The organism is Neisseria sp. P0017.S009 (assembly GCF_051957375.1).
GTDB classification, from domain to species: Bacteria; Pseudomonadota; Gammaproteobacteria; order Burkholderiales; family Neisseriaceae; genus Neisseria; species Neisseria perflava.
Genome location: NZ_JBQCWL010000001.1, coordinates 233,048 through 253,814 on the forward strand (window position 1 = coordinate 233,048; position 20,767 = coordinate 253,814).

A 20,767-nucleotide genomic window follows, 5' to 3' on the forward strand; every position below is an offset into this window, starting at 1 on the left:
CCAATAAAGGCGGTTTATATAGCTATTTCCAAACTATAGCATAATTGTATCAAAAATGGGTCATCATGTCAACAGATTAGAACAATTTCATATTAGAAATTTTTTCAGTTTCAACGCCATAACTGATTTGGTCGCCGCGCACAACAAAGGCGTAGTCTTTGAAACCTGTATATCCGCCGTGTTGATTTTTGGCGTTAATACGCGCATTGAAGATATGGCCAAAGTAGAACATACGCGTCATGCAATTACCCATAGATGGGTCAATCTTTGTACAAACCGCAATCCACCCCTTACGCGCTGGTGTCGTATCAACGCTGCGAATATTCATAGAATCAGGGTCAACAAGGTTATCAACCGCCCATTCTTTTACAGCTTTCTCAAACTGGCTTGGCGGCATTGGGTTAGGATAGGTCGCAGCGGCTAATTGTTGTTGACTTGGCTCAATCGCCGCCGCACAAGCAGTCAGCAATCCTGCGACAATAGCAGTCAGTAACAGTTTCTTCATGTTGTTTTCCTTTTTGTGATAAAGAGTGTTATTAAATTATGCCACAGTGTTTAAACTCATCATAGAGTTTTATTTGAATAGACTCTTCCAGTTTGGCAATTTGTTGGCTCGCTTTTTTTGTTTGACGGTATAGCGTTTTTCTTGGTATATCGTACTTATCCATGATTTCCGTCTGTTTCGGTGCGTGTCTCAAGATATTCGACACCAGCGCATCACATATCAGCAAGTTCACACCCTCGTTTTGTTGCTCAATATAGGCGGTTATATCAACAATCCCGCTCAAGTCCTCGCTGTATTTACACTCCACTACTGCAAGCTCGTAGCGGTTCAATACGCGTTCAATTCGGCTGATAATCATCGCAGCGTTCGCGTGTGTTTCTGCTTGCGTTAAATCCCCACCGCCACCCATCACGCCCTTAGATTCGCACCAGTGCATGACTGAGGCCGTGTTGTTCATCGGCTCCATTCTCACGCCCCTGATTTTATAAACATCGAGTAAGACTTGTTCCACGTTTCTGTACATCACATGCTCCAACTGATTTTAAATTCGTTCGCCGCCCATGATTGGATATTGTTTTGATACTCTGTCATTTCTGCCACATTCAGGCGTGTAGTGCTGATTGGCGTTTTAAGCTCGCTGCCGTCCGGCATGGCTTTAAGCTCAAAGCCCAGAAAGTAGCCTTTGCAATATTCGTGCCACGTCTCTGCACTGTATCTCCTGCCGTTGACCCACGCCTTATCTGCTAATTCCCCATAAATCGCCCAAAGCCTTTTGTTCTGCTCATGGCTTCGCTTGGCTTTGTAAGGTCGGATTGTGATTTCTAAATCCCCGTTCTTAACCCAGCTTTTAAGCTCGTTAGTAAACAGGGTTACGATGTTGTCCGCGTTATCGGCGGTTGCTTTGAATTTCTGACTATTCATCCCCTAATAATCCCTGAACCTGTTGTAATAACTCTCGCTCCGTACCGTACAGGCTCTCAAACGTTCTCGGCGCGGCGTGAAATGCTATCCCTACTCCACCAGTCCGATGATGGGCAGGGCATAGCGGTATCGTCTCAAAATGGCTGTTCCGCCGTCCTATCCCTGCTCCGTTTCGGATATGGTGCACCTCTGCCGGTATGTCGTATTGCCCACTGTTACGGCAGACGATACAACCGAGAGAGGCCACGCGCTCAAGGTGCTTCTTTTCCTCTTTGGTTTTGCTCATTCGTAAAACTCCACCAAAACAGAACCGCCTTTTACCGGCGGCGCACGGTCTAAAATTACAGGACAAAACTCAACATCATCGCACCCAATCGCTAAAGCAATACCATCCAAAGAAGCTTTCATGCTTGCCAACATGTTGTCTATATCGCGCCGTCTCTTGTCAGGCGGGGAAAACAGCAATCGGATTTTCCTTTGCTGAATCCCCTTTAGTCCTGACTGCATGGCTATCTCGTACGCCTCGCTTTTGGTCTTTTTAAAAATCTTCGCTTTAACGTGCCTATTGGCTTTCCTATTTGGATTCAATAGGCTACTAGGGTATGGAAGCAATACAGATTTCAATACGGCCAATGACCACCCCAATCATCGTCTTGGTTGCGTACTTTCTTAGCGACCCATTCGACAAATCCGATCGCCAACACTACGACCGATACGCAAATCAAAAATACTGCGAGTTTCATAAATAGCTCCATTTCATGCCGAATTGTTTGTAAATGCTTTCCGCTACGCCGATAGGCCAGTTTTTCGGGTCTAATTGCGGGCAAGCCTCGTTTGCAAGCTCTGCTGAAATACTCATGCTTACCGCGCCGCGCTTGGCTGAGAACAGTCGTTCTTCGTCTGCGTCTGTAAACTCTTTCGCCCTCTGGCGCGTACCGGGCAATTTTGGCTTCTTGACCGCATAGTATTTCGCGTGATATTCAGCCTGACACTGCCGGCATCTGCTGCTGTATTGCTGAATCCCCTGTTTGTTAAAGCCTTTTTTATAAAATTCGCTGATAGGCTTTCTTTCTTCACATCCTGAGCATTTGCGCGTTTCCATTTCCCTTAATCCTTTTTCAAATCACGTCCAAATTCATCAATCGGCGGCATATCTACCAAAATCGTGATCCCGATAAGTGCCGTTATTGCCCCAAGCCCAATAAGAAAAAGTGTCATCATTTGCGGCCTCTCTTGAATTTATTGCGTTTCAGCAATTCCAATTCCCCTTTCAGTCGTGCAATCTCGCTTCGTAGCGCGGAATCGGGTTTGTTTCGTAAAACGTCCAGTAACTGCACTTTCGTCTCGCTCAGCTCTTTGTCTTTACGCTCCAATTCGTCCTGAATCTCTGAAACCTTGATTCCCAGTGCCGTGCCTTTTGCCATCAAGCCGTTGGAAACTTTGCGTTCTTCGTTCAGCTTGTCGATAAGTTCTGAGATTCGCTCGCTCATTTCTTTACCGGCTTCTTCCATTTCAGCTTTTTCTTTCAGGCCGTCTGAAATTCTCTGACTGTAATCATCAGCCATGTTCTTTAAGCTATTAGCGGTCTGAATAACTTCTTCGTGGTCTTTCTTACTCACGCCGCCCAATTTCTCGATTAACCAGTTTTTCATTTTCCGTTTTCCTCGTTAAAAGTGACTGACAATGTGTTTTATTAAATCTTCAGGGATAGATGACCGCACGATATGACGGCTTCCTTTCCAATCGCCAAATGCAAATTTCGCGCGCTTCGCCTGTTTTAAATTCATCGATACACCCGAAGCAAAGCCAGTTCTTTTAAGCGGAAAGTCATCGCTATATGCGGCGTAACAGGCTACGTTCTTCGTAAAACTCAAACCCTCACGCTCCAACTTGTCAAAAATCATTGATGATTGAGGATTTTCGATAACAAACGGGATTCCCAAAGCCTTGACCAATTCAGCCGTGAATAACGCTGTTAAATCGCCATTCACTCCCTTTCTCAAATATCTGGAATAGACAGCAGGAATTTCAGGCGCGTTACGCTCAACCAATTTACGGACTGACACATACGGGTGTTTTTTCCAGTTTTGAAAAGTTCGTAATGCCAGGCTGTTTTTATCTCGATAAGCATTTCCGTTATCGCCTGCTGTTGCGAAGCTCCAAGATTCACACGGCGGGCTTGCCATCAGCAGGTCGAATGGGTTTTCTTTGTGCATATCGACCAGCTTTTTAATATTCTTCAGGTCTGATAAATCCATCACAATATCGGCGTTGCCGATTCCTACTGATACGACCTCGTGGTCTGGTAGTGCCTTTTTCACACTGCCGTTCCCATCGTCAAATAAAGCTAAAATTCTCATTTCGTCATTTCCTTTTGTTGCACCATTCTTCAAATTTTTCGCGCCGTTTTTGAATCACGATTTCATCGGCTGGCTGGAAAGCACTTCCACCGCTCCAGTAATCGCTCTTGTCGCACTGATAGCCTCCGTGATAGAAGCTCGCCCGTTGCTCAGACGTTTGCGATTTCTCGCATTTTGCAAACCCTCTCATTGGTGTGTTGGCCTCTGATTGGAAGTTTGCGTGTTTGCAGTAAAAGCAGGTTTCACGCACGGTAACTATCCCAGTCAAACGGTATCAACTTGCCGCCGCCATCTCTCAATCGGTCTCTGATACGGGCATCAACGTTTTCGCGGAAATCTTTAGCCGACAAGTTAGTTAACACCAGCGTTGGCATAAGCCGCTCATATCGACCGTTGATGACTGAAAACAAAATCCGACCATCCGTTTCTGACAGGTTGCCCGCGCCAAATTCATCAAGCACCAGCAATTCAGGTTTTACAAAAGTTCCAACAGCCTCTTTCTCGCTTCCGCCGTTGAAACTGTCTTTTACGGTCTGCAACATATCGCCTACCGTGATCACAACTGCACTGCGACCCGATTCGATCACCTTGTGAGCAATGCCGCAGGCCAAATGATTTTTCCCAGTACCGCGCTTGCCTGAAAAAATCATGCTCCGGCCAGTCTGCAAAACATCCTCGAAGTTTTCCGCATAGTCGGCGGCGGCAGCTTTTGCCCTTGCCATTCCGATCACGCTTTCATCGACATGGAAATTTTCAATTCGGCAGTTTTTAAACCGTTCGGCAATGCCTGATCGGCCAATGCGTTTTGACATTTCGTCCTGCTTTAATTCGCTGACAAGGCGTTCGGCATATTCAACCGCTTCTTTTGCCGCTTTCAGCTTTCCGCAAATCGGGCAACCAGTCCAAACGTTGCGGAAAACACTCTTCGCCAAATACTCGCCATGCTCTGCGCATTTGCGTGTCTCCGTTTTGGCGTTGCCATAGTTTTTTAAAAAATCGGCGGTACTTTTCAAAGCCATATCCACCCCCTAGAAATCCGTTGTCGGCTGGTCGCCGTATTCTTTGCCGTCCAGTACATCAGCCGTCATGTTGTGGGTTAAGCCACCATTTCCGCCTGACTGTTTGCCAAAGGTTTTATTTCTGACCCAATCCGCGCGGAAACTTCCCCATCCGTTGCCAATGGAAAACATCACTGCCTGAAATGCCGTCATACCGACTTTTTGAGCCTCGCTTGCAATCAGGCGCATAGCCGTTTCTGTCAGCGGTTGGCGTTTAGCCTTGCGAATTGTCAAAAAGTCTTCAGCGATTTGCCCTGTTATCCCATGCTCTGCCAACAGTGATAAATCGGCTTCGTGCTTGGTCTGTTTTTTCGCTGTTTTTTCGGGCGCTGTATTAATATCTACGTTAGTAGATATTTGTTTTTTGTTTTTTGTATTTATGTGACCCCCCATTTTCGGGGGTGGTCCTACCCCCATTTTCGGGGGTGGTGTTACCCCTTTTTTCGGGGGTACCCCGTTTTCAGGGGGTGCCCCATTTTTCGGGGGTGGTGTTACCCCTTTTTTCGGGGGTACCCCGTTTTCAGGGGGTGCCCCATTTTTCGGGGGTGGTGTTACCCCTTTTTTGGGGTCTGAAATTAAAAAATATTCGTTCGGTAATCCGATTCTGCTTTGCTTGCCAATCAGCCCTAAATCGACCAGCTCGTTAATAGCTTTCTGAACCGTTTCTTCTTTCCTGATTCCGGTAAATTTTTGAATCTGAGAAATCGAAAGACTGTCATGCGTTTTCTGCCAGCCTCTTGTTTTCCGGACAATCAAGATATAGCATTTAAGGGCGTTCCCGCTCATCTGCGGCAGGTATTCATCGATAACCGAGTTTGCAATCTGAAAACTATTTGGGATAAATCTATCAATCGTCATTCCCATTCCTCCTCTTCCCATTCCTCCTCTTCCATGTTCCACAGCTCAATCCCAGACTTGGCAATCGAATAGTGAGTAATCGGATTCTTACAATTTCCAACCTTGAATCGCGGTTTATTGAAAATAAAACCGAGACTTTCTAAATCAAAGATTCGAGCGCATAACTGAGTAACTCCTAGCTCTTTATACGCAACTAACGATGTGATATGCCCATTTGCGCGGATATAATCGACAATCCGCTTGCATTGCGTTTCCGTTTGGTCTATCATGTTTACTCCTTTTGTTGCAGGCTTCGTGCCTCAACCCTGCCCCACGTGACCGCGTGGGGTTTTCCTTTTTACGGCTTTAGCCAAATCTCTCAATCCGTCCATGATTTGGTATCGCGGATTCTGACGTTCCCCACTTGCTATCTTGTTAATCAACTCTTGAGAACATCCGACAGCTTTTGCAATCTCAAGAGAACTCTTGTATTGCCGTAGAAAAACGACAATTTCCCGTGGTGTCTCTTTCATTTTTTCCTTTCTGTGGAACTTTTTCGTAATTATAAGTACAAAAATACTTAAATGCAAGTACCAAAGTAATTATTTTTTGTAGTACATTTGTACCTATAACAACATGAAGGAAATGCAGCATGAGTGAAATCAAAGACCGCTTGAGAGAAGCTAGAAGAAACAAAGGCTTAAGTCAGGCAGGATTGAGTAAGCTACTGGGAGTAAGCCAAGCATCAATCGCAGCGATTGAGTCAGGTCGTAACAAACGCCCAACAAATTTAGTATCTATTGCCAAAGCGTTAGACGTTTCCCCGTATTGGTTGGAAACTGGAAAGGAAGATATGGAGGTCGTTTCAAATGCCACGCCTTTAGGGAAAATTGAGGAATGGGACAATGACACGCCGTTATCTGAGGACGACTGCGAAGCCCCACTGTACAAAGAAATCAAGCTGTCAGCAGGCAATGGGTTTGCAGACGATATAGAGGACTACAACGGCTACAAGCTGAGATTTTCGCGCAACACGCTCAGGAAGCATGGAATCAATCCGGCGGACGTGGTTTGTGTGATGGCAGATGGCGATAGCATGGAGCCGGTATTTCCGAGCGGTGCAACATTGGGCATTGATACCGGCAGCAAGACTATCCGTGATGGGCAGATTTATGCCATCAATCACGGCGGTTTACTGCGTACCAAGATTTTGCACAAATTGCCCGACAACAAAGTCAGAATCAGAAGCTACAACCAGTCGGAATATCCGGACGAAGAAGCGAGCCTAGACGACTTGTCTGTCATTGGGCGCGTGTTTTGGTGGAGCGTGATGGTTTAAAAATTCAGGCCGTCTGAAAATAGGCGGCCTTTCGTGCGTCTTACGGAGAAGCTATGATGAATGACATGATATGGGTTAAAATTAAGGGGAAAGAATATCACGGCGGTTTCCCCGCCTCTTTTGCTGACAGCTTGTGCGAAATGCAGCGCGGTTTTTACAGAACAGCCGCCCTTGCCTTACATGGTGAAGAGAATATAAAACGCCTAACAAACGCCGAGCTAGAAAAATATGAGATAGTTTTTAGAGTTGAAGAGGGTTGTACAGAAATCATCACGGATTTGGCTGATAAGGCGATAACTCTCGTAGAAGAAGCGTTTAAAACCATGCCGGCAGAGTATCAAGCAATACTAATCGGATTTATTTTCGCCTGCTATTTCGGGCATAAATCCTATGAATCACTGCAAAAAAGAAAAGAAGCAGAAGCTGAAATAGCTTCCAAGACGGAGATGATGAAGGCCATCGAATCAGTAGCTTCCAAAGGGTTTGATTCCGTGAAAGATGTTGCAGAATCAACCGCCAGAAATACCGAAACACTGAAAGATTCCGTTTTGAAAAACGCCTCAACCGCCGACCAAATACAGCTTGCCGGAAACGTTTACACGCAAGCGGATATTCAAGAAGCAAACAAGCGCAACAAATCGGATCGCACCAGCACAATCTTGCACGGTCAATTCAGGATTGCCATCATCGACAATACCTATCCCGAACTGCTTAAATTAACCCTGTTGAACAAATCAGGCGCGGAATATATTGCCAAGATAGACACGACAGACATGTTTGCCGAAGATGTGCAGAAGATATGGGCGGCCGCTCAATCAGGACAATTCAAAGAAATGCACATTAATGCCGTCATGAAAAATGGCGTTTACGAAAAAGGATTTATTGAAAGCATTGAATTATAAAGGCTTTTAATTGAAATTTTCTCACGTCATTTATCCAAATATTCTGGTATAATACAGTCCTCCTCCGTTTTATTTTGTCAGAAAGTTAGGTTGTTTATAACTACCTACCCAGCCCGCCACGCGCGGGCTTTCTTTTTGCCGTCTGAAACTGTATTAATTTGCATAAATCAACGTTTGTTTCTGTATTCCACTTTTTTGATCCATGGCGCAAATCCTCATCAATAAAGACTTGTAGGTTTTTTACGTCCATAAAAACAGGGATTCCGATCACACGGGAATTTCCCCTTGCAGGACGGTCTAACAAAGCGGGGAAAGCCCGCATTGCGCGGGCGGTATATCTACTCTCTATCAATCCAATACACTCCACCAAAACACGCGCCCGATGATGTTCATTTCATCTGCGTCTGCCTCTTCGTCAGGGTAGGCTTCGGAATTATAGCTTTTGATACGGATTTTATTATTAGGCAGCTTTTGCAGGATTTTCGTCCGTAAAAGCCCACCATGATTAACAGCGTAGATTTTGCCGTCCTTAATGACCTTGTCTGCGGTATTTATGCCGAGTGTCGCGCCGTCTGGAAGTACCGGCCCCATACTGTCTCCGTCCGCGCAAACGCAAACCACATCGGCGTGATTGATTCCGTGCCGTCTAAGCGTTGATTTTGAGAAACGCAATTTGTAGCCGTTGTAGTCATCGATGTCGTCTGAAAATCCGTTCCCTGCTGACAGATGGATGTCTTTGTAGAACGGTACTTCGCAGTCATCAGCCGATAACAGTGTCTTACTGTCCCATTCTTCAATCTTCCCAAGCGGTATGGCGTCTGATTCGGGCTGCCTGATAGATTCTTTGCTATCAAGCCACCCACGCGGCAGGGATAGCACGTCCTCAATGTGAGCCGCCGCGCCATTGCCTATATTCCGGTATCCATTAAGCCACTGATTGACCTGTGCCGGTGCTTTTTCTATGGCTCGGGCAAACTCTGCCTGACTGCCATTAAACCGTTTTTCAATCAATTCTTTCATCTTGTCAAGCCTACTCATTTCTATACTCCCACCTAATCCAATTATTTCCCCTTCGCCTGTTCTCAACCATCTTTCTGATATTCCCAGTCGCTCCGACACTTCAGGAATCATCTTTGCCGACACGCCGCGTGTCTCCCAATTCTTTATGACCTGCTGACTTACGTTCAAAAACCTCGCAAGTTCAGATGGTAGGTTTATGTTTTTCAAATCTTTTGCGGCTTGGAAAAGCCTTTGTGTCGTTTCATTCATCATCTGCTCCCAGTTAAAAAATTATTTTCGCATAATTAAACAATTTGAAGAAGCGAAAGAAAGCCGCCTAGATAGGCGGTTTTCTTTTGTTGCTTATAAGTACAATTAAACTTAAAAATATAAAAAATAAATTCTCTTTAAAATCAAAGATTCATGTATTTTTATACTATTTTAAGTATTTTTGTACTTTACAGGATTTAAGTATTTTTGTACTATACACACATCGAAGCAAAACACCGACACGAAAGGAATCGAAATGAAACATTCAGCGAACATCATGCAGTTTAACGACTGGAACACCAAGCAAGAAAGCACAGTAGGCCGAATTATTCAAGACGGCAAGGGTAAAAAGAAACGGACATGGATAGAGTGGATTGGTAACCCGATGCTTGAAGAAGTGGAAGGCAACTACCAAGACGCCTGCCGCATCGCCATGAAAGCCGACAAATGGAATTTCATCGAACCAATCTAAGTAAGACAGCCCCTGCAACAGGGGGCTTATTTAAACGGCTGGAAACGGCTTTTTAAATAAGCAAACAACTGCAACAAAAGGAAAACCAAATGATTACTTTAGGCGCATTACAAAGCCAGTATGACGCAATGCTTGATGACGACATGGACTATGACGACGCGCGAGTGGAACAGATTGTCGATGACTACCTGAAAGAGTGGTCAGCGGCTGACCTGCTGGAAATCTTGAGCGGGAATATCCTAAGAGGGGCGGAAGAAGCCCTTGAACGAGAGGCTATCAAGCAATGCAAGCAAGAGATTGCCGAAGCGCAGGCGGAATATGAGTACAACCTCAGAACATGGGACGAATAGCATGAAAGCATTAACCCAATACCTGACGGACGAAGCAAAGCAGGCGCGGCGCGAATTTATGCAAAAAGTCATCGCCCTGCCCTTTAATCCAAAAATCAAGGCCATGCCATGCAATGCCGGCGCGAAACACCCTGACATCATGCTTGGCAATGCCAGGCTGATTCTCTTGCGGCACTTCAATGAGATGGTTTCACGGCTTGAGCGCAAAACCGACCACAGCCGCGCGGTATTGACTGCCGCGCAATACGGAATCTTCGACATCAATCAACTTTCGCAGTAGGTAAAAAAATGAAATACGCAATTCGCACAGTTTTAGCCGTGGGAGCGATCACAATCGCGGCTTGTAGCTTTTCAAACAAGGCAGATAAGCCGGCAGAGCCTGAAACCATCAGCCAAGAAGCTCAAATTGAACAGACATACGAAACCATGCCGGACGAAGTAAAGGTCATGGGAGATGCGGAGATTAAGCCATGCGACAACACATTTTGACAACCTGTCATGTAGCCAAGCCCAAAGGCCATAGCCATATCAGCAAACATTGTGGCGCACGAATGAGAAACGAAAACGGCGTTTGGCACGTTTGGCAAGACGTTGAGACATTCGCCCGAAACACTCACGCGCCGATTCTCAAAAAGAACGCAGGGCGCAAGAAAGTCAACGAAAAGACATTTAAGACAAAAGCGGTGGCTGAAAAGTATTTCAACAAGTTACTGGAAAGCTAGCTATGTGTCAGGAATTAATGTTTTATTGCCAAGTTATGCAGGATCTTGAGTCACAAGAAAGCATGGAAAGCAACAGCTTAACCAGTAAAGAAAAATTCATTTGGAGATTAAAAAATGAGCGTATCGGTTTTTATTCTTGGAGAGAGCGGAACAGGCAAAACCGCCTCAATGCGAAACCTTAACCCTGATGATGTGTGTTTAATTCAGGCAGTTAAAAAGCCCCTGCCATTCCGTCCGAAAGGCTGGAAAACCGCCGCCGAAAAGGACGAAAAAGGCAGTCTGAAGAAAGTGGGTGATTCAGGAAACATCTACATTACAGACGATTCCCAGCAAATCTGCACGATTCTGCAAAAGACAAGCAAAGACATCATCATCATTGATGATTTCCAATACATCATGGCAAATGAGTTTATGCGCGGCGTTACCGTTGAGGCCAAAGGTAATGAGCAATTTATGAAGTTTAACCGGATCGCAAAAAACACATGGGACATTCTTCAGACGGCCAACGCCTTGCCGGGAAACAAGCGTGTTTACATCCTTTCCCACACTCAAACAGACGATTTTGGCAAAACCAAAGCCAAGACAATCGGCAAACTGCTTGACGAAAAAATCACACTGGAAGGCTTGTTTACCATTGTTTTGAGAACGCAGGCAGTCAACGGCAATTACAGCTTTTTAACCCAAAACAACGGCAGCGACACCGTGAAAAGCCCGATGGGACTTTTTGAAAGTCAGCAAATCGACAACGATTTGGCGCAGATTGATTCAGAAATCTGCAATTACTACGAAATCCAACCGAAAGGACATCAAGATGTACAAGCTCAATAAACAAGACGCAATCGCCTACGACCAACGCGGCGGATATATCAACCAAGCCGGTAAATATGTTGTAACCATTGAATCGGCAGTGTTCCACGTTGGTAATAACGCCAACGGACGAAGCGAAAATCTGAAGCTGTCTGTTATCGACAACCAAAAACGCAAAGCGACATTCTTCATCAACACCAGCTATTCCAACGGCGTACAAAATGAGGGCGGCTTGCGAACCGTGAGCGCAATCTTGGCTTGCTTACGAGAACATGACAGCGGCGAACCAACACCGGCGCAGGTCAAAGAATACAACCGCGAAACACAGCAAGAAGAAGCAGTTATGCGTGATTGCTTTACCAAGTTGCACGGTAAACAGCTTGGCATTGTTGTTCAGATGGTGCATGAAGATGGCCGCGAAAACCCATCCCCTAGCCTGTACAGCGTGTTTGAAGCCTCAAGCGAATTGACCGCAAGCGAAATAATGCGCGAAGAAAGACAACCGGCACAGCTTGGCAAAATCATGGCTTATATCGCAAACAAGCCACTTGTAGACAAGCGCAAAAACAGCCCTGTTCCACCTCAGCCAACACGACAACCAGCACAGCAACCGACCGCACCAACCGCGCCTGTTGAAGATATTGACAGCGACATCCCATTTTAACCAAGCGCAGGCCGTCTGAAGTTAAGACGGCCTATAAAAAAGGCATTGTATGAATATCACACTTTACCAATGCGCCGCCGATGTTCAGGAGGCGTTGGACTACCACTTTGACACAGAGGCGGAGCGAAATGACACGCTAGAGGCCGTTATCGGTCAGTTTGATGTTAAAGCCCAATCCGTTATCGGCTACATCAAAAACCAAGAGGCAACGGCGGAAATGCTTGAAGAACATATCAAGCAAATGAGCGAGAAACTCAAGGCTATCAAAGCGCGTAATCAAAGTCTAAAAGACTATTTGGAGCGCAATATGCTTGCCGCCGGAATCAAAGAGATTAAAGCAGATGATGGCACTTTTAAAGCCTCATTCCGCAAATCCAAAGCGATTGACGTTTTCGATGAAGCTCAAATCCCTGCTGAATTTATGCGTGAGCGTGTAACCGCCGTTCCTGATAAGACGGCAATCAAAAAAGCGATCGAAAGCGGCCAAGAAGTAGCAGGCGCGAAGATTGAAGAGCGTTTGAACTTGCAGATTAAATAACCACAGGCAGACGGCCTAAAACGTCCGAGCCGTTGAGAGGACGGCATCAACATTACAAGCGGAAATTATTTAGGATTATCAAATGGATATTCAAGAAATCATCGAATGGTTTAAGGCGGCCAAGCCAGAACCGACAGAAAAAGACAAAGCTACTCAAATCGGCTGTCATTTCGAGGAAGTTTCAGAAATGTTGCAGGCATTATCCTGCATTAGAGAACAGGTGGATGACGTTTCTCAAGAATTTTATTCTTCTGACGCTATTGATAAAGATATTGACGGCAAAGTTATGGAATTGCCTGAAAACTGGCAAATTGAGCTTCTCGATTCCCTTTGCGACCAAATTGTAACCGCAATCGGCGTAGGTTACATGATGGGCTTTGATATGGTCGGCGCGTTGGACGAAGTGAATAAGTCCAACTGGAGCAAGTTCAAGGACGGCGCGCCGGTATTTGACGAAAACGGCAAAATCGCCAAAGCGGAAGGCTACTTTAAGCCTGATTTGACGAAGTTTTTAAAGGTAGGGGAAAAATGAAAGAATTTATCTTTAAGTATAAGTTTGGTGGAAAGGAATGGTCGGCGTCTGTATTTGCTGATACCGCCGAAGAAGCAAAGCGGAAAATTAGAGCGCAAGCTGCTGCAGTTTATGAGGGCGAAATTGTAGCAAGGCTGACCATGCCGTGTGGGGCTTCTTTATTTAAGCGTCTCTTTAAAAGAAAGGCAGGGGGAAAATGAAATTTCTAAAAATTAAAGAAGTGATGGAGAAAACAGGTTGCGGAAAGACAAAAATTTATGCCATGATTAAGCGTGACGAATTTCCGCACCAATACAAAATTGGATCAGCTTCCCGATGGCGATTAGATGAAGTTGAAAACTGGATTAAAACGCGCCCAATTTCGTAACAGAAAATCAAAAGCGGGTATGAAATCGGGTATGATTCAGGCGGCAATAACAAATATTCTTTAATTTACAGTAAGTTAGATTCAAAATGCTTTTATTTATCGATAATTACGACAGCTTCACCTACAACATCGTCCAATACTTTGCCGAATTGGGGCAGGAAGTTTTGGTACGTTGCAACGATGAAATCACCATCGAAGAAATCGAAGCCCTAAAACCGCAATATCTGGTTATCGGCCCCGGCCCTTGTTCCCCTAAAGAAGCAGGCATTTCTGTTGCAGCCATGCAGCACTTTGCCGGCAGGCTGCCCGTCATGGGCGTGTGCCTCGGCCATCAAACCATGGGCGAAGCATTCGGCGGCAATGTCGTGCGCGCGCAAACGATGATGCACGGCAAAGTCTCCCCCGTTTTCCATCACGGCACAGGCATGTTTAAAGACCTGCCCAATCCGGTCAACTGCACGCGCTACCACAGCCTCGCCATCGACCGCGCCACCCTGCCCGACTGCCTCGAAATTACCGCATGGACGGAAGATGGTGAAATCATGGGCGTACGCCACAAGGAATATGCCGTCGAAGGCGTACAGTTCCACCCCGAAGCCCTGCTGACCGAACACGGCCACGATATGCTGAAAAACTTCTTGGAAGAATTCAAAGACTACCGCCCGCAAAAATCTTAATGAAAGGCCGTCTGAAAGGTGTTTGACAATGTTCAAACCGCATTTTCAGACGGCCTGAATCACATCGGACACGAACAAAGGAAAAATCATGATTACCCCTCAACAAGCGATTGAACGCCTTATCAGCAACAACGAACTTTTCTACGATGAAATGACCGACCTCATGCGCCAAATCATGAGCGGCCAAGTTCCGCCCGAGCAAATCGCCGCCATTCTGACCGGACTGCGGATTAAAGTTGAAACCGTTTCCGAGATTACCGCTGCAGCCAGCGTGATGCGCGAATTTGCCACCAAAGTGCCGCTAGAAAACGCCGATGACTTGGTCGATATTGTCGGCACAGGCGGCGACGGTGCCAAAACCTTCAATATTTCCACAACTTCCATGTTTGTCGCGGCTGCGGCAGGCGCGAAAGTCGCCAAACACGGCGGCCGCTCCGTTTCTTCATCCAGCGGCGCTGCCGATGTCATGGAACAAATGGGCGCCAACCTCAACCTCAACCCCGAACAGGTTGCCCAAAGCATTCAGCAAACCGGCATCGGCTTTATGTTCGCGCCCAACCATCACAGCGCCATGCGCTATGTTGCCCCTGTCCGCCGTTCGCTCGGCTTCCGCAGCATCTTCAATATCTTAGGCCCGCTGACCAATCCTGCCGGCGCGGCAAACCAACTGTTGGGCGTGTTCCACATCGACTTGTGCGGCATTCTTTCCCGCGTATTGCAACAGCTTGGTTCCAAGCATGTTTTGGTTGTGTGCGGCGAAGGCGGTTTGGATGAAATCACGCTGACCGGCAAAACCCGCGTTGCCGAACTGAAAGACGGCAAAATCACCGAATACGATATCAGCCCGGCCGATTTCGGCATGGAAATCCGCCGCAATTTGGACGAAATCAAAGTCGAAAACGCGCAAGAATCCCTGCAAAAAATGAACGAAGTGCTGGATGGCAAAGCCGGTTCCGCACGCGACATCGTCGTCCTCAATGCAGCCGCCGCGCTCTACGCAGGAAATGTGGTCGCATCGCTGGCGGACGGTGTCAAAGCCGCGCAAGAAGCCATCGACTCCGGCAAAGCCAAAGCCAAAAAAGACGAGTTTATCGAATTTGGCAAACAGTTTGCCTAAACTTTAAAACCATAAACAAAGGCCGTCTGAAAAATCTTTCAGACGGCCTTTTATTCTTTAAATATTAAAATTTGCTTTTAATATCATTAATCAAGCCTTCAGCTTTTTCTTTGGCTTCTTCAGCCAAGTGTGCTACTTTCTCTTTGGCTTCACCGGCTAAATGAGCTGCTTTTTCTTTAGCTTCACCTGCAAAGTTTTCTACTTTTTCTTTAGCCTCGCCTGCGAAGTGCGCCGCTTTTTCTTTGGCTTCACCTGCAAAGTTTTCTGCTTTTTCTTTAGCATCCGCAGCAACTTCTTTTGTCTTACCGACGCCTTGTTGAACTACGCCTTCAGCTTTGAGTTTGGAATCGTCAAGAACTTCGCCGGCTTTCTCTTTTACTTCACCGCTGATTTGATCTAATTTGCCAGTCATCATTTATTCCTTCTTAGTTTCATGTTGATAAGGGTAATCACTATACCCCAATAGATATTGGGTTGCAACTTAAAGTCTGTCTCAATATTAAAAACATAATAAAAATGGATTACGTCAAGTTAGCACAACTGTTTCAATATCGCTTCGGCTACTGCCTCGCCTATCATCTTGCTGCCGAACTCATTGAAATGAAGTCCATCGCACAGCATCACATCGGTCAAATCCTGCTCAAACATCAGACTGTATAAATCATTGACGGTAAAACCATATTGCCTTGCCAAATCCTCCGCCACACGGTTATAGGCCTTCAAGTCGGCCAGATAGCGGCGCGAGGGTTTGACGATATTGTGTACGCTTTCCAAAAACGGCGTACTGCTCGCCCAAATAATTTTTGCCCCTGTCTGTTTCAGATAATCGAAAATTTGAATCAGGTTGCTGCGATAGGTTTTTATATCGGCCACCGGCTCATTACAGCCTTGATTATGGCGGATGTCGTGCAAACCGCAATTGATGTGGATAATGTCTCCCACAGTCGCGCCCTCTGTCCATTGCCTGATATGCTCTAACACATCATGCGACGAACGGCAGTTTTCCGATGGAGAAACAATATCCACCTCAGGCAAAGCGGCGCGCGTGTAAGGCTCCGAAGCAAGCCGAACGGAGTCGCCGATTAAGTAAACGGTCATTTTTGTTCTCCTCCCTTTATTTGAATCAACAGCAAGGCCGTCTGAAATATCACTTATATTATTATAAGAGTGCTATTTCAGACGGCCTTAACTTCAGTCAAGTTCTATCGTTAAATCATCAATTAGAGCTGACTGTTTTTATAAAAATCAATTAATTGCTTGGCCTGCAACATGGGCAGACCAAAACGGTCGCTTACGACTTTCAAATCCTTCCATTCCTGACCGGTCAGATTTTGCCCAACCCATTTGAGGTTTTCCGGATTGCTTTTGATTTTCTCAAAATACGCCTGCTTGCGTTTCCAGTTGCGCGACCACACCAGCAACATGGTAAAAATACATAAAACAATCAATACAATATTGGTAAACAACATCATGTCCATACGACATACTCCCGCTTGGATCTCAAAATCAGAAAATATGATTAAAGGCCGTCTGAAAAAAACAATGTTTCAGACGGCCTCAGCGTGACGCTCAACGTTGCATTTCCAGCATTAATGCCTGGCAAGCGGATTCGTTTTCTAAAGCACAAGATTGGCTTAATTGATTTAAACGACTGTCGCGGTCTGGTGTATTGCCTTGCGCCATCTCTGCTTTAGTTTCTTCAAGATTGGTACAGGCATTTTCATAACCGCCTTTACAGGCCCGTTCGTAGAGCTTGACCGCTGCGGCATAATCCATGCCCAAACCGCTGGACGGATTGAGATACAGATTACCCAAAACATTGCAGCCGCGCATATTGCCGCCATCACAGGCTTTTTTCAGAAACGGATACGCATGAGCAGGCGCTTCAAGATAATCGCGCATCCAAATGGCCGCAGTGACGCAACTCTCCAGATTGTTCCGATTGCATTCCCGTATCAGCTTATCGTGCTGCTTCTCGCTGTAATCCTCAGCCTGCACGCTAAATGCAGTGGCAACCAATGCTAAACCAAACAATAAACGAAGTGTTTTCATCTGATTATTTCTCCAAAAATACTTGATGACAGGCCGTCTGAAAAAACAGTCTTCAGACGGCCTTTATATTATCACTCAATATTCACCCGTTTCAGGCGCAAGGCATTACCCAATACCGAAACCGAGCTTGCCGCCATTGCCGCGCCTGCGATGACGGGGTTTAAAAAGCCGAGTGCGGCAAGCGGAATGCCCAAAATATTGTAGAAGAAGGCGAAAAACAGGTTTTGCTTAATGTTTTTCAAAGTTGCCTGCGACACCAGCAGGGCATCGGCGAGCTGATTAACCGAATGCTGCATCAGCGTAGCGGATGCGGTGTGTTCGGCAACGTCCGCACCGCCTTTCATGGCGAAGCTGACGTTGGCGGCGGCGAGTGCGGGAGCGTCGTTGATGCCGTCGCCGACCATGGCCACGGTTTTGCCGGCAGCTTTGAGTTTCTGCACTTCGGCAGCTTTATCGCGCGGACTCATGTTGCCAAAGGCGTGTGCGATACCCAGTTGTTTGGCGACGTATTCGACCGTGCCTTGGTTGTCGCCGCTCATAATATAGACATCGATATTGTGTTTTTTCAGACGGCCTATGGCTTCGGCGGTATCGGCTTTCAACGCGTCGGCAAGTGCGAATGCGCCGATAGGTTTGTTATCGACTGAGACTGCAACAATGCTTGCAATATCCCAAACGCCGTCTGAAAACTTCGGCAAGGTCAGTTCGGCAAATTCGGCTTTGCCCGCTTTCACCAAACCCACTCCTTCGACTTCGGCGGTAATGCCTGCGCCGACAACGGTTTGCGCGTTTTGTGCAGTGGGGATTTCCAAACCACGCGCTTGGGCGGCGGAAACGATGGCGCGCGCGAGCGGGTGGGCGGCGTTTTGTTCGACGGCGGCAGCGATGCGGTACAAAGCGTCTTCGTCAAAGCCGCTGTCGGGAACGCAATAAACGGCGGCAACCTGCGGTCTGCCTTCGGTCAGCGTGCCGGTTTTGTCCAACACGACGGCATCGACGTGGGCGGCTTCCTCCATTGCCGCTGCGTCTTTAAACCAAATGCCGTGTTTCACTGCTTTGCCCATGCCGACCATAATCGCGGCAGGGGTCGCCAGACCGAGCGCGCACGGACAAGCAATTACCAAAACGGCAACGGCGTGCATCAGCGCAATCGTCCAATCGCCCTTAACCAGCCAAGTGGCGATAAAAGTCAGAAGCGCAATGCCCACGACAGTTGGCACGAATACCGCCGCTGCTTTATCGGCCACGCGCGCAATCGGCGCTTTACTGCCCTGCGCTTCGGACAGCGCGTTCATCATGTCGCCAAGCAGGGTTTGGCTGCCGAGTTGTGTGGCGCGGTACACCACGCTGCCTTCGGTCATCAACGCACCCGCCAACACTTTGCCGCCCGCTTTTTTCTCTTCGGGGTTGGATTCGCCGGTAAGATGGCTCTCATCCGCCCAACCGCTGCCGCTCTCGATGATGCCGTCGGCGGCAATGCGTTCGCCGTGGTTGGCGCGGATAAGGTCGCCGATTTGCACTTGGTCGATGGGCAGTTGTTTCCATTCGCCATCGCGTTGCACGTTGACTTGGGTCGGCGTGAGTTTGAGCAGCAAGCCCAAGCTGTTCAGGCTGGATTTTTTGGTGCGGTGTTCCAAAAATTTGCCCAGCGACACAAAACCAATCACCATCACGCCTACTTCAAAATACACGTGTGCCATGCCGTGCGCCGCGTGCGGGCTGAAAAACAGCATATAGACGGAATACAGGTAAATCGACACCGTACCGATGGTAACCAACACGTCCATATTCGCCAGTCCGCCCTTAATGCTCGCCCACGCGCTTTTGTAAAACGGGATGGCCAGCCAAAGTTGCACTATGCTTGCCAGTACAAATTGCCATACAGGCGGAATCATCCAATCGTGCCGCCCGATCATCATGCCTACCATGCCGATTAAAAACGGAATATTAATGGCCAGCAAAAGCCACAGCCTCCAGCCGATATGGTGTTCTGCTTCAGGTTGCGGCAATGTATCTTCCGTTTTTTCCTTTGCGCCGTAACCGGTTTTCTCAATGATTTTGGCGATGTCGGCAGCGGAAGTTTTGCTGTCGTCAAACGTAACCTGCGCCTCCTCGCTGGCAAAGTTTACCCCTGCCGATTCGACAAAATCTTTTTTGTTCAACACTTTTTCAATACGAGAAGCGCAGGCCTGACAGGTCATGCCTTCGATTTGGAAACGGACTTTTTGTTGCATGGTTTCTTCCTTCTGAATGTGATTGGGCTACCTGAAAAAAGCGGAGCAGGGTTTTCAGGTAGCCTTTGGGGTGTTGCAGTCGATTTGTTGCGATTCGATTTACAAAGCCGCATCAAAGCCGCCGTCTTCCACCGCTTCTATCAGCGCGGCGGGGTTGGTTTGGGCGGGGTCGAATTCCACGACGGCATTCTTGTTTTCCAGGCTCACTTCGGCCTTGTCCACGCCGTTTACGCCTTCGAGGATGCTGGTAACGCTTTTCACGCAGCCGCCGCAAGTCATGCCTTCGATGTTTAATGTGATGGTTTGCATAGGGTTTCCTTTCTGTTGGAATGAGGCTGAGGTTTTAAAGCCCGTTGCAGCCAAAGCTTTCAGGTAACCTGAAATGATGGGTCTGCTCTTGCTTTCCCGCTAAGTGCCGCCACTATAAAGCTTTACCCGAAGTAAAGGTCAAGCATCATGATGAACATCAGCCAGGCTGCGGCCGAGAGCGGCCTTTCCGCCAAACAAATCCGCGACTACGAAAAGCACGGCCTAATCGCTCCGGCCGCGCGCAGCGAAGCGGGCTACCGCCGCTACGGACAGGCCGACCTTGTCCGGCTGCGCTTTATCCGCCATGCGCGGGAAGTGGGCTTTTCGCTGCCGCAGATCGGGCAGCTTTTGAGCCTGCAACACAACCCGCAGCGTACCAGCCGCGAAGTGAAAACGCTCACCGCGCGGCACATCGCCGAGCTGGAAGCCAAAATCGAACGCTTGCAGGGCATGGTGGCCGAGCTGCAACGTTGGCACGATGCCTGCGCGGGAGACGACTGCCCGGATTGTGCGATTTTGGCCGGGCTGGAGGAGCGTTAGGCGGCTTGGGCAGAATAGAAACAGGCTACCTGAAAAGTTTCAGGTAGCCTTAGTCGGCCGCTAACGGTTTGGTACAGGCCTCGTCGTAATACGGCAGCCACTTGCCGCCGCTTTGCTTCAGATATGCGCGAAAACTTTTGTTTACCCGTGTGGCGGTGTAATCCAAATAATGGCAAAAAGTAAGTTATCAAGAGA

Annotated in this window: 35 protein-coding genes; 16 read left to right on the forward strand and 19 right to left on the reverse strand. The window is 47.4% G+C overall.

The annotated features are described in order from the left end of the window. Positions 1-76: 76 nt before the first annotated feature. The 12 genes from ACTHTG_RS01150 to ACTHTG_RS01205 all read right to left on the reverse strand — a co-directional run bounded on the left by ACTHTG_RS01150 (position 77) and on the right by ACTHTG_RS01205 (position 5,971). Complete coding sequence (locus ACTHTG_RS01150) at positions 77-505, reverse strand: hypothetical protein (RefSeq protein WP_440360463.1); 429 nt, start codon at positions 503-505, stop codon at positions 77-79. Positions 506-536: 31 nt separating this feature from the next. Then, complete coding sequence (locus ACTHTG_RS01155; protein WP_440360464.1) at positions 537-971, reverse strand: hypothetical protein; 435 nt, start codon at positions 969-971, stop codon at positions 537-539. Positions 972-1,027: 56 nt separating this feature from the next. Next, complete coding sequence (locus tag ACTHTG_RS01160; protein ID WP_440360465.1) at positions 1,028-1,426, reverse strand: recombination protein NinB; 399 nt, start codon at positions 1,424-1,426, stop codon at positions 1,028-1,030. Then, a complete protein-coding gene (locus ACTHTG_RS01165; RefSeq protein WP_440360466.1) occupies positions 1,419-1,712 on the reverse strand; it encodes a Ref family recombination enhancement nuclease in 294 nt (97 codons plus the stop codon). Before ACTHTG_RS01165 ends, ACTHTG_RS01160 begins: the two co-directional genes overlap by 8 nt. Next, complete coding sequence (locus ACTHTG_RS01170) at positions 1,709-1,891, reverse strand: hypothetical protein (RefSeq protein WP_440360467.1); 183 nt, start codon at positions 1,889-1,891, stop codon at positions 1,709-1,711. The genes ACTHTG_RS01165 and ACTHTG_RS01170 overlap by 4 nt, the downstream gene beginning before the upstream one ends. Positions 1,892-2,046: 155 nt before the next feature. Then, on the reverse strand, positions 2,047-2,169 hold the full coding sequence (locus ACTHTG_RS01175) for a hypothetical protein (RefSeq protein ID WP_440360468.1): 123 nt from the start codon (positions 2,167-2,169) through the stop codon (positions 2,047-2,049). Continuing rightward, positions 2,166-2,528, reverse strand: coding sequence for a hypothetical protein (locus ACTHTG_RS01180; RefSeq protein WP_440360469.1), 363 nt, complete (start codon positions 2,526-2,528; stop codon positions 2,166-2,168). Before ACTHTG_RS01180 ends, ACTHTG_RS01175 begins: the two co-directional genes overlap by 4 nt. Positions 2,529-2,643: 115 nt before the next feature. Continuing rightward, a complete protein-coding gene (locus tag ACTHTG_RS01185) occupies positions 2,644-3,078 on the reverse strand; it encodes a hypothetical protein (protein WP_440360470.1) in 435 nt (144 codons plus the stop codon). A 15-nt stretch (positions 3,079-3,093) separates the two neighbouring features. Next, positions 3,094-3,786 carry a DNA methyltransferase gene (locus ACTHTG_RS01190; RefSeq protein ID WP_440360471.1) on the reverse strand — a complete coding sequence of 231 codons (693 nt, stop codon included), beginning with the start codon at positions 3,784-3,786 and terminating at the stop codon, positions 3,094-3,096. 242 nt (positions 3,787-4,028) lie between these two features. Continuing rightward, positions 4,029-4,805 carry an ATP-binding protein gene (locus tag ACTHTG_RS01195; RefSeq protein ID WP_440360472.1) on the reverse strand — a complete coding sequence of 259 codons (777 nt, stop codon included), beginning with the start codon at positions 4,803-4,805 and terminating at the stop codon, positions 4,029-4,031. Positions 4,806-4,814: 9 nt separating this feature from the next. Then, complete coding sequence (locus ACTHTG_RS01200) at positions 4,815-5,702, reverse strand: replication protein (protein ID WP_440362634.1); 888 nt, start codon at positions 5,700-5,702, stop codon at positions 4,815-4,817. Then, on the reverse strand, positions 5,699-5,971 hold the full coding sequence (locus ACTHTG_RS01205) for a helix-turn-helix domain-containing protein (RefSeq protein WP_440360474.1): 273 nt from the start codon (positions 5,969-5,971) through the stop codon (positions 5,699-5,701). Before ACTHTG_RS01205 ends, ACTHTG_RS01200 begins: the two co-directional genes overlap by 4 nt. 362 nt (positions 5,972-6,333) lie before the next feature. Between ACTHTG_RS01205 and ACTHTG_RS01210 the strand changes: the two genes are divergently transcribed. Beyond that, positions 6,334-7,020, forward strand: coding sequence for an XRE family transcriptional regulator (locus ACTHTG_RS01210; protein ID WP_440360475.1), 687 nt, complete (start codon positions 6,334-6,336; stop codon positions 7,018-7,020). A gap of 53 nt (positions 7,021-7,073) precedes the next feature. Further along, positions 7,074-7,922, forward strand: a complete 849-nt coding sequence (locus ACTHTG_RS01215) for a hypothetical protein (RefSeq protein WP_440360476.1) — start codon at positions 7,074-7,076, stop codon at positions 7,920-7,922. Between the two features lie 348 nt (positions 7,923-8,270). Here ACTHTG_RS01215 and ACTHTG_RS01220 read toward each other — a convergent pair whose 3' ends face one another. Further along, on the reverse strand, positions 8,271-9,191 hold the full coding sequence (locus tag ACTHTG_RS01220; RefSeq protein WP_440360477.1) for a S24 family peptidase: 921 nt from the start codon (positions 9,189-9,191) through the stop codon (positions 8,271-8,273). A 256-nt stretch (positions 9,192-9,447) separates the two neighbouring features. Here ACTHTG_RS01220 and ACTHTG_RS01225 point away from each other — a divergent pair, with 256 nt between their 5' ends. The 13 genes from ACTHTG_RS01225 (at position 9,448) to trpD (ending at position 15,437) form a co-directional block, all read left to right on the forward strand. Next, positions 9,448-9,663 carry a hypothetical protein gene (locus tag ACTHTG_RS01225; RefSeq protein WP_440360478.1) on the forward strand — a complete coding sequence of 72 codons (216 nt, stop codon included), beginning with the start codon at positions 9,448-9,450 and terminating at the stop codon, positions 9,661-9,663. 89 nt (positions 9,664-9,752) lie between these two features. Continuing rightward, complete coding sequence (locus ACTHTG_RS01230; protein WP_440360479.1) at positions 9,753-10,013, forward strand: hypothetical protein; 261 nt, start codon at positions 9,753-9,755, stop codon at positions 10,011-10,013. A gap of 1 nt (position 10,014) precedes the next feature. Beyond that, a complete protein-coding gene (locus ACTHTG_RS01235; protein WP_440360480.1) occupies positions 10,015-10,293 on the forward strand; it encodes a hypothetical protein in 279 nt (92 codons plus the stop codon). A gap of 8 nt (positions 10,294-10,301) precedes the next feature. Beyond that, a complete protein-coding gene (locus tag ACTHTG_RS01240; RefSeq protein WP_440360481.1) occupies positions 10,302-10,502 on the forward strand; it encodes a hypothetical protein in 201 nt (66 codons plus the stop codon). Further along, positions 10,484-10,735 carry a hypothetical protein gene (locus ACTHTG_RS01245; protein ID WP_440362635.1) on the forward strand — a complete coding sequence of 84 codons (252 nt, stop codon included), beginning with the start codon at positions 10,484-10,486 and terminating at the stop codon, positions 10,733-10,735. The genes ACTHTG_RS01240 and ACTHTG_RS01245 overlap by 19 nt, the downstream gene beginning before the upstream one ends. Positions 10,736-10,849: 114 nt before the next feature. Next, on the forward strand, positions 10,850-11,563 hold the full coding sequence (locus ACTHTG_RS01250) for an AAA family ATPase (protein ID WP_440360482.1): 714 nt from the start codon (positions 10,850-10,852) through the stop codon (positions 11,561-11,563). Beyond that, entirely contained in the window at positions 11,547-12,206 is a 660-nt protein-coding gene (locus ACTHTG_RS01255) for a hypothetical protein (RefSeq protein WP_440360483.1), read from the forward strand. Before ACTHTG_RS01250 ends, ACTHTG_RS01255 begins: the two co-directional genes overlap by 17 nt. A 49-nt stretch (positions 12,207-12,255) precedes the next feature. Beyond that, the gene (locus tag ACTHTG_RS01260) at positions 12,256-12,744 is read left to right on the forward strand and encodes a siphovirus Gp157 family protein (RefSeq protein WP_440360484.1); all 489 of its coding nucleotides are present in this window, start codon (positions 12,256-12,258) and stop codon (positions 12,742-12,744) included. Positions 12,745-12,826: 82 nt separating this feature from the next. Beyond that, complete coding sequence (locus ACTHTG_RS01265; protein ID WP_440360485.1) at positions 12,827-13,276, forward strand: nucleoside triphosphate pyrophosphohydrolase family protein; 450 nt, start codon at positions 12,827-12,829, stop codon at positions 13,274-13,276. Then, the gene (locus tag ACTHTG_RS01270; protein WP_440360486.1) at positions 13,273-13,476 is read left to right on the forward strand and encodes a hypothetical protein; all 204 of its coding nucleotides are present in this window, start codon (positions 13,273-13,275) and stop codon (positions 13,474-13,476) included. Before ACTHTG_RS01265 ends, ACTHTG_RS01270 begins: the two co-directional genes overlap by 4 nt. Further along, entirely contained in the window at positions 13,473-13,643 is a 171-nt protein-coding gene (locus ACTHTG_RS01275; RefSeq protein ID WP_440360487.1) for a helix-turn-helix transcriptional regulator, read from the forward strand. The genes ACTHTG_RS01270 and ACTHTG_RS01275 overlap by 4 nt, the downstream gene beginning before the upstream one ends. A gap of 86 nt (positions 13,644-13,729) precedes the next feature. Continuing rightward, the gene (locus tag ACTHTG_RS01280; protein ID WP_003683598.1) at positions 13,730-14,320 is read left to right on the forward strand and encodes an aminodeoxychorismate/anthranilate synthase component II; all 591 of its coding nucleotides are present in this window, start codon (positions 13,730-13,732) and stop codon (positions 14,318-14,320) included. An 88-nt stretch (positions 14,321-14,408) separates the two neighbouring features. Beyond that, a complete protein-coding gene (trpD, locus tag ACTHTG_RS01285; protein WP_070587759.1) occupies positions 14,409-15,437 on the forward strand; it encodes an anthranilate phosphoribosyltransferase in 1,029 nt (342 codons plus the stop codon). A 64-nt stretch (positions 15,438-15,501) separates the two neighbouring features. Here the strand turns inward: trpD and ACTHTG_RS01290 are convergent, their stop codons facing one another. The 6 genes from ACTHTG_RS01290 to ACTHTG_RS01315 form a co-directional block, all read right to left on the reverse strand. Beyond that, on the reverse strand, positions 15,502-15,849 hold the full coding sequence (locus tag ACTHTG_RS01290) for a CsbD family protein (protein ID WP_036490595.1): 348 nt from the start codon (positions 15,847-15,849) through the stop codon (positions 15,502-15,504). Positions 15,850-15,968: 119 nt separating this feature from the next. Further along, entirely contained in the window at positions 15,969-16,535 is a 567-nt protein-coding gene (locus ACTHTG_RS01295; protein ID WP_070460885.1) for an SGNH/GDSL hydrolase family protein, read from the reverse strand. 122 nt (positions 16,536-16,657) lie between these two features. Further along, a complete protein-coding gene (locus ACTHTG_RS01300) occupies positions 16,658-16,915 on the reverse strand; it encodes a hypothetical protein (protein ID WP_049329664.1) in 258 nt (85 codons plus the stop codon). A gap of 91 nt (positions 16,916-17,006) precedes the next feature. Beyond that, positions 17,007-17,489 carry a sel1 repeat family protein gene (locus ACTHTG_RS01305; RefSeq protein ID WP_070504810.1) on the reverse strand — a complete coding sequence of 161 codons (483 nt, stop codon included), beginning with the start codon at positions 17,487-17,489 and terminating at the stop codon, positions 17,007-17,009. Positions 17,490-17,560: 71 nt separating this feature from the next. Next, positions 17,561-19,723 (reverse strand): heavy metal translocating P-type ATPase, encoded by a 2,163-nt coding sequence (locus tag ACTHTG_RS01310; protein WP_070504807.1) that lies wholly within the window; start codon positions 19,721-19,723, stop codon positions 17,561-17,563. A 99-nt stretch (positions 19,724-19,822) separates the two neighbouring features. Beyond that, a complete protein-coding gene (locus ACTHTG_RS01315; protein WP_003674677.1) occupies positions 19,823-20,032 on the reverse strand; it encodes a heavy-metal-associated domain-containing protein in 210 nt (69 codons plus the stop codon). 147 nt (positions 20,033-20,179) lie between these two features. Between ACTHTG_RS01315 and cueR the strand changes: the two genes are divergently transcribed. Next, a complete protein-coding gene (gene cueR, locus ACTHTG_RS01320) occupies positions 20,180-20,572 on the forward strand; it encodes a Cu(I)-responsive transcriptional regulator (protein WP_049336562.1) in 393 nt (130 codons plus the stop codon). Positions 20,573-20,767 lie beyond the last annotated feature (195 nt).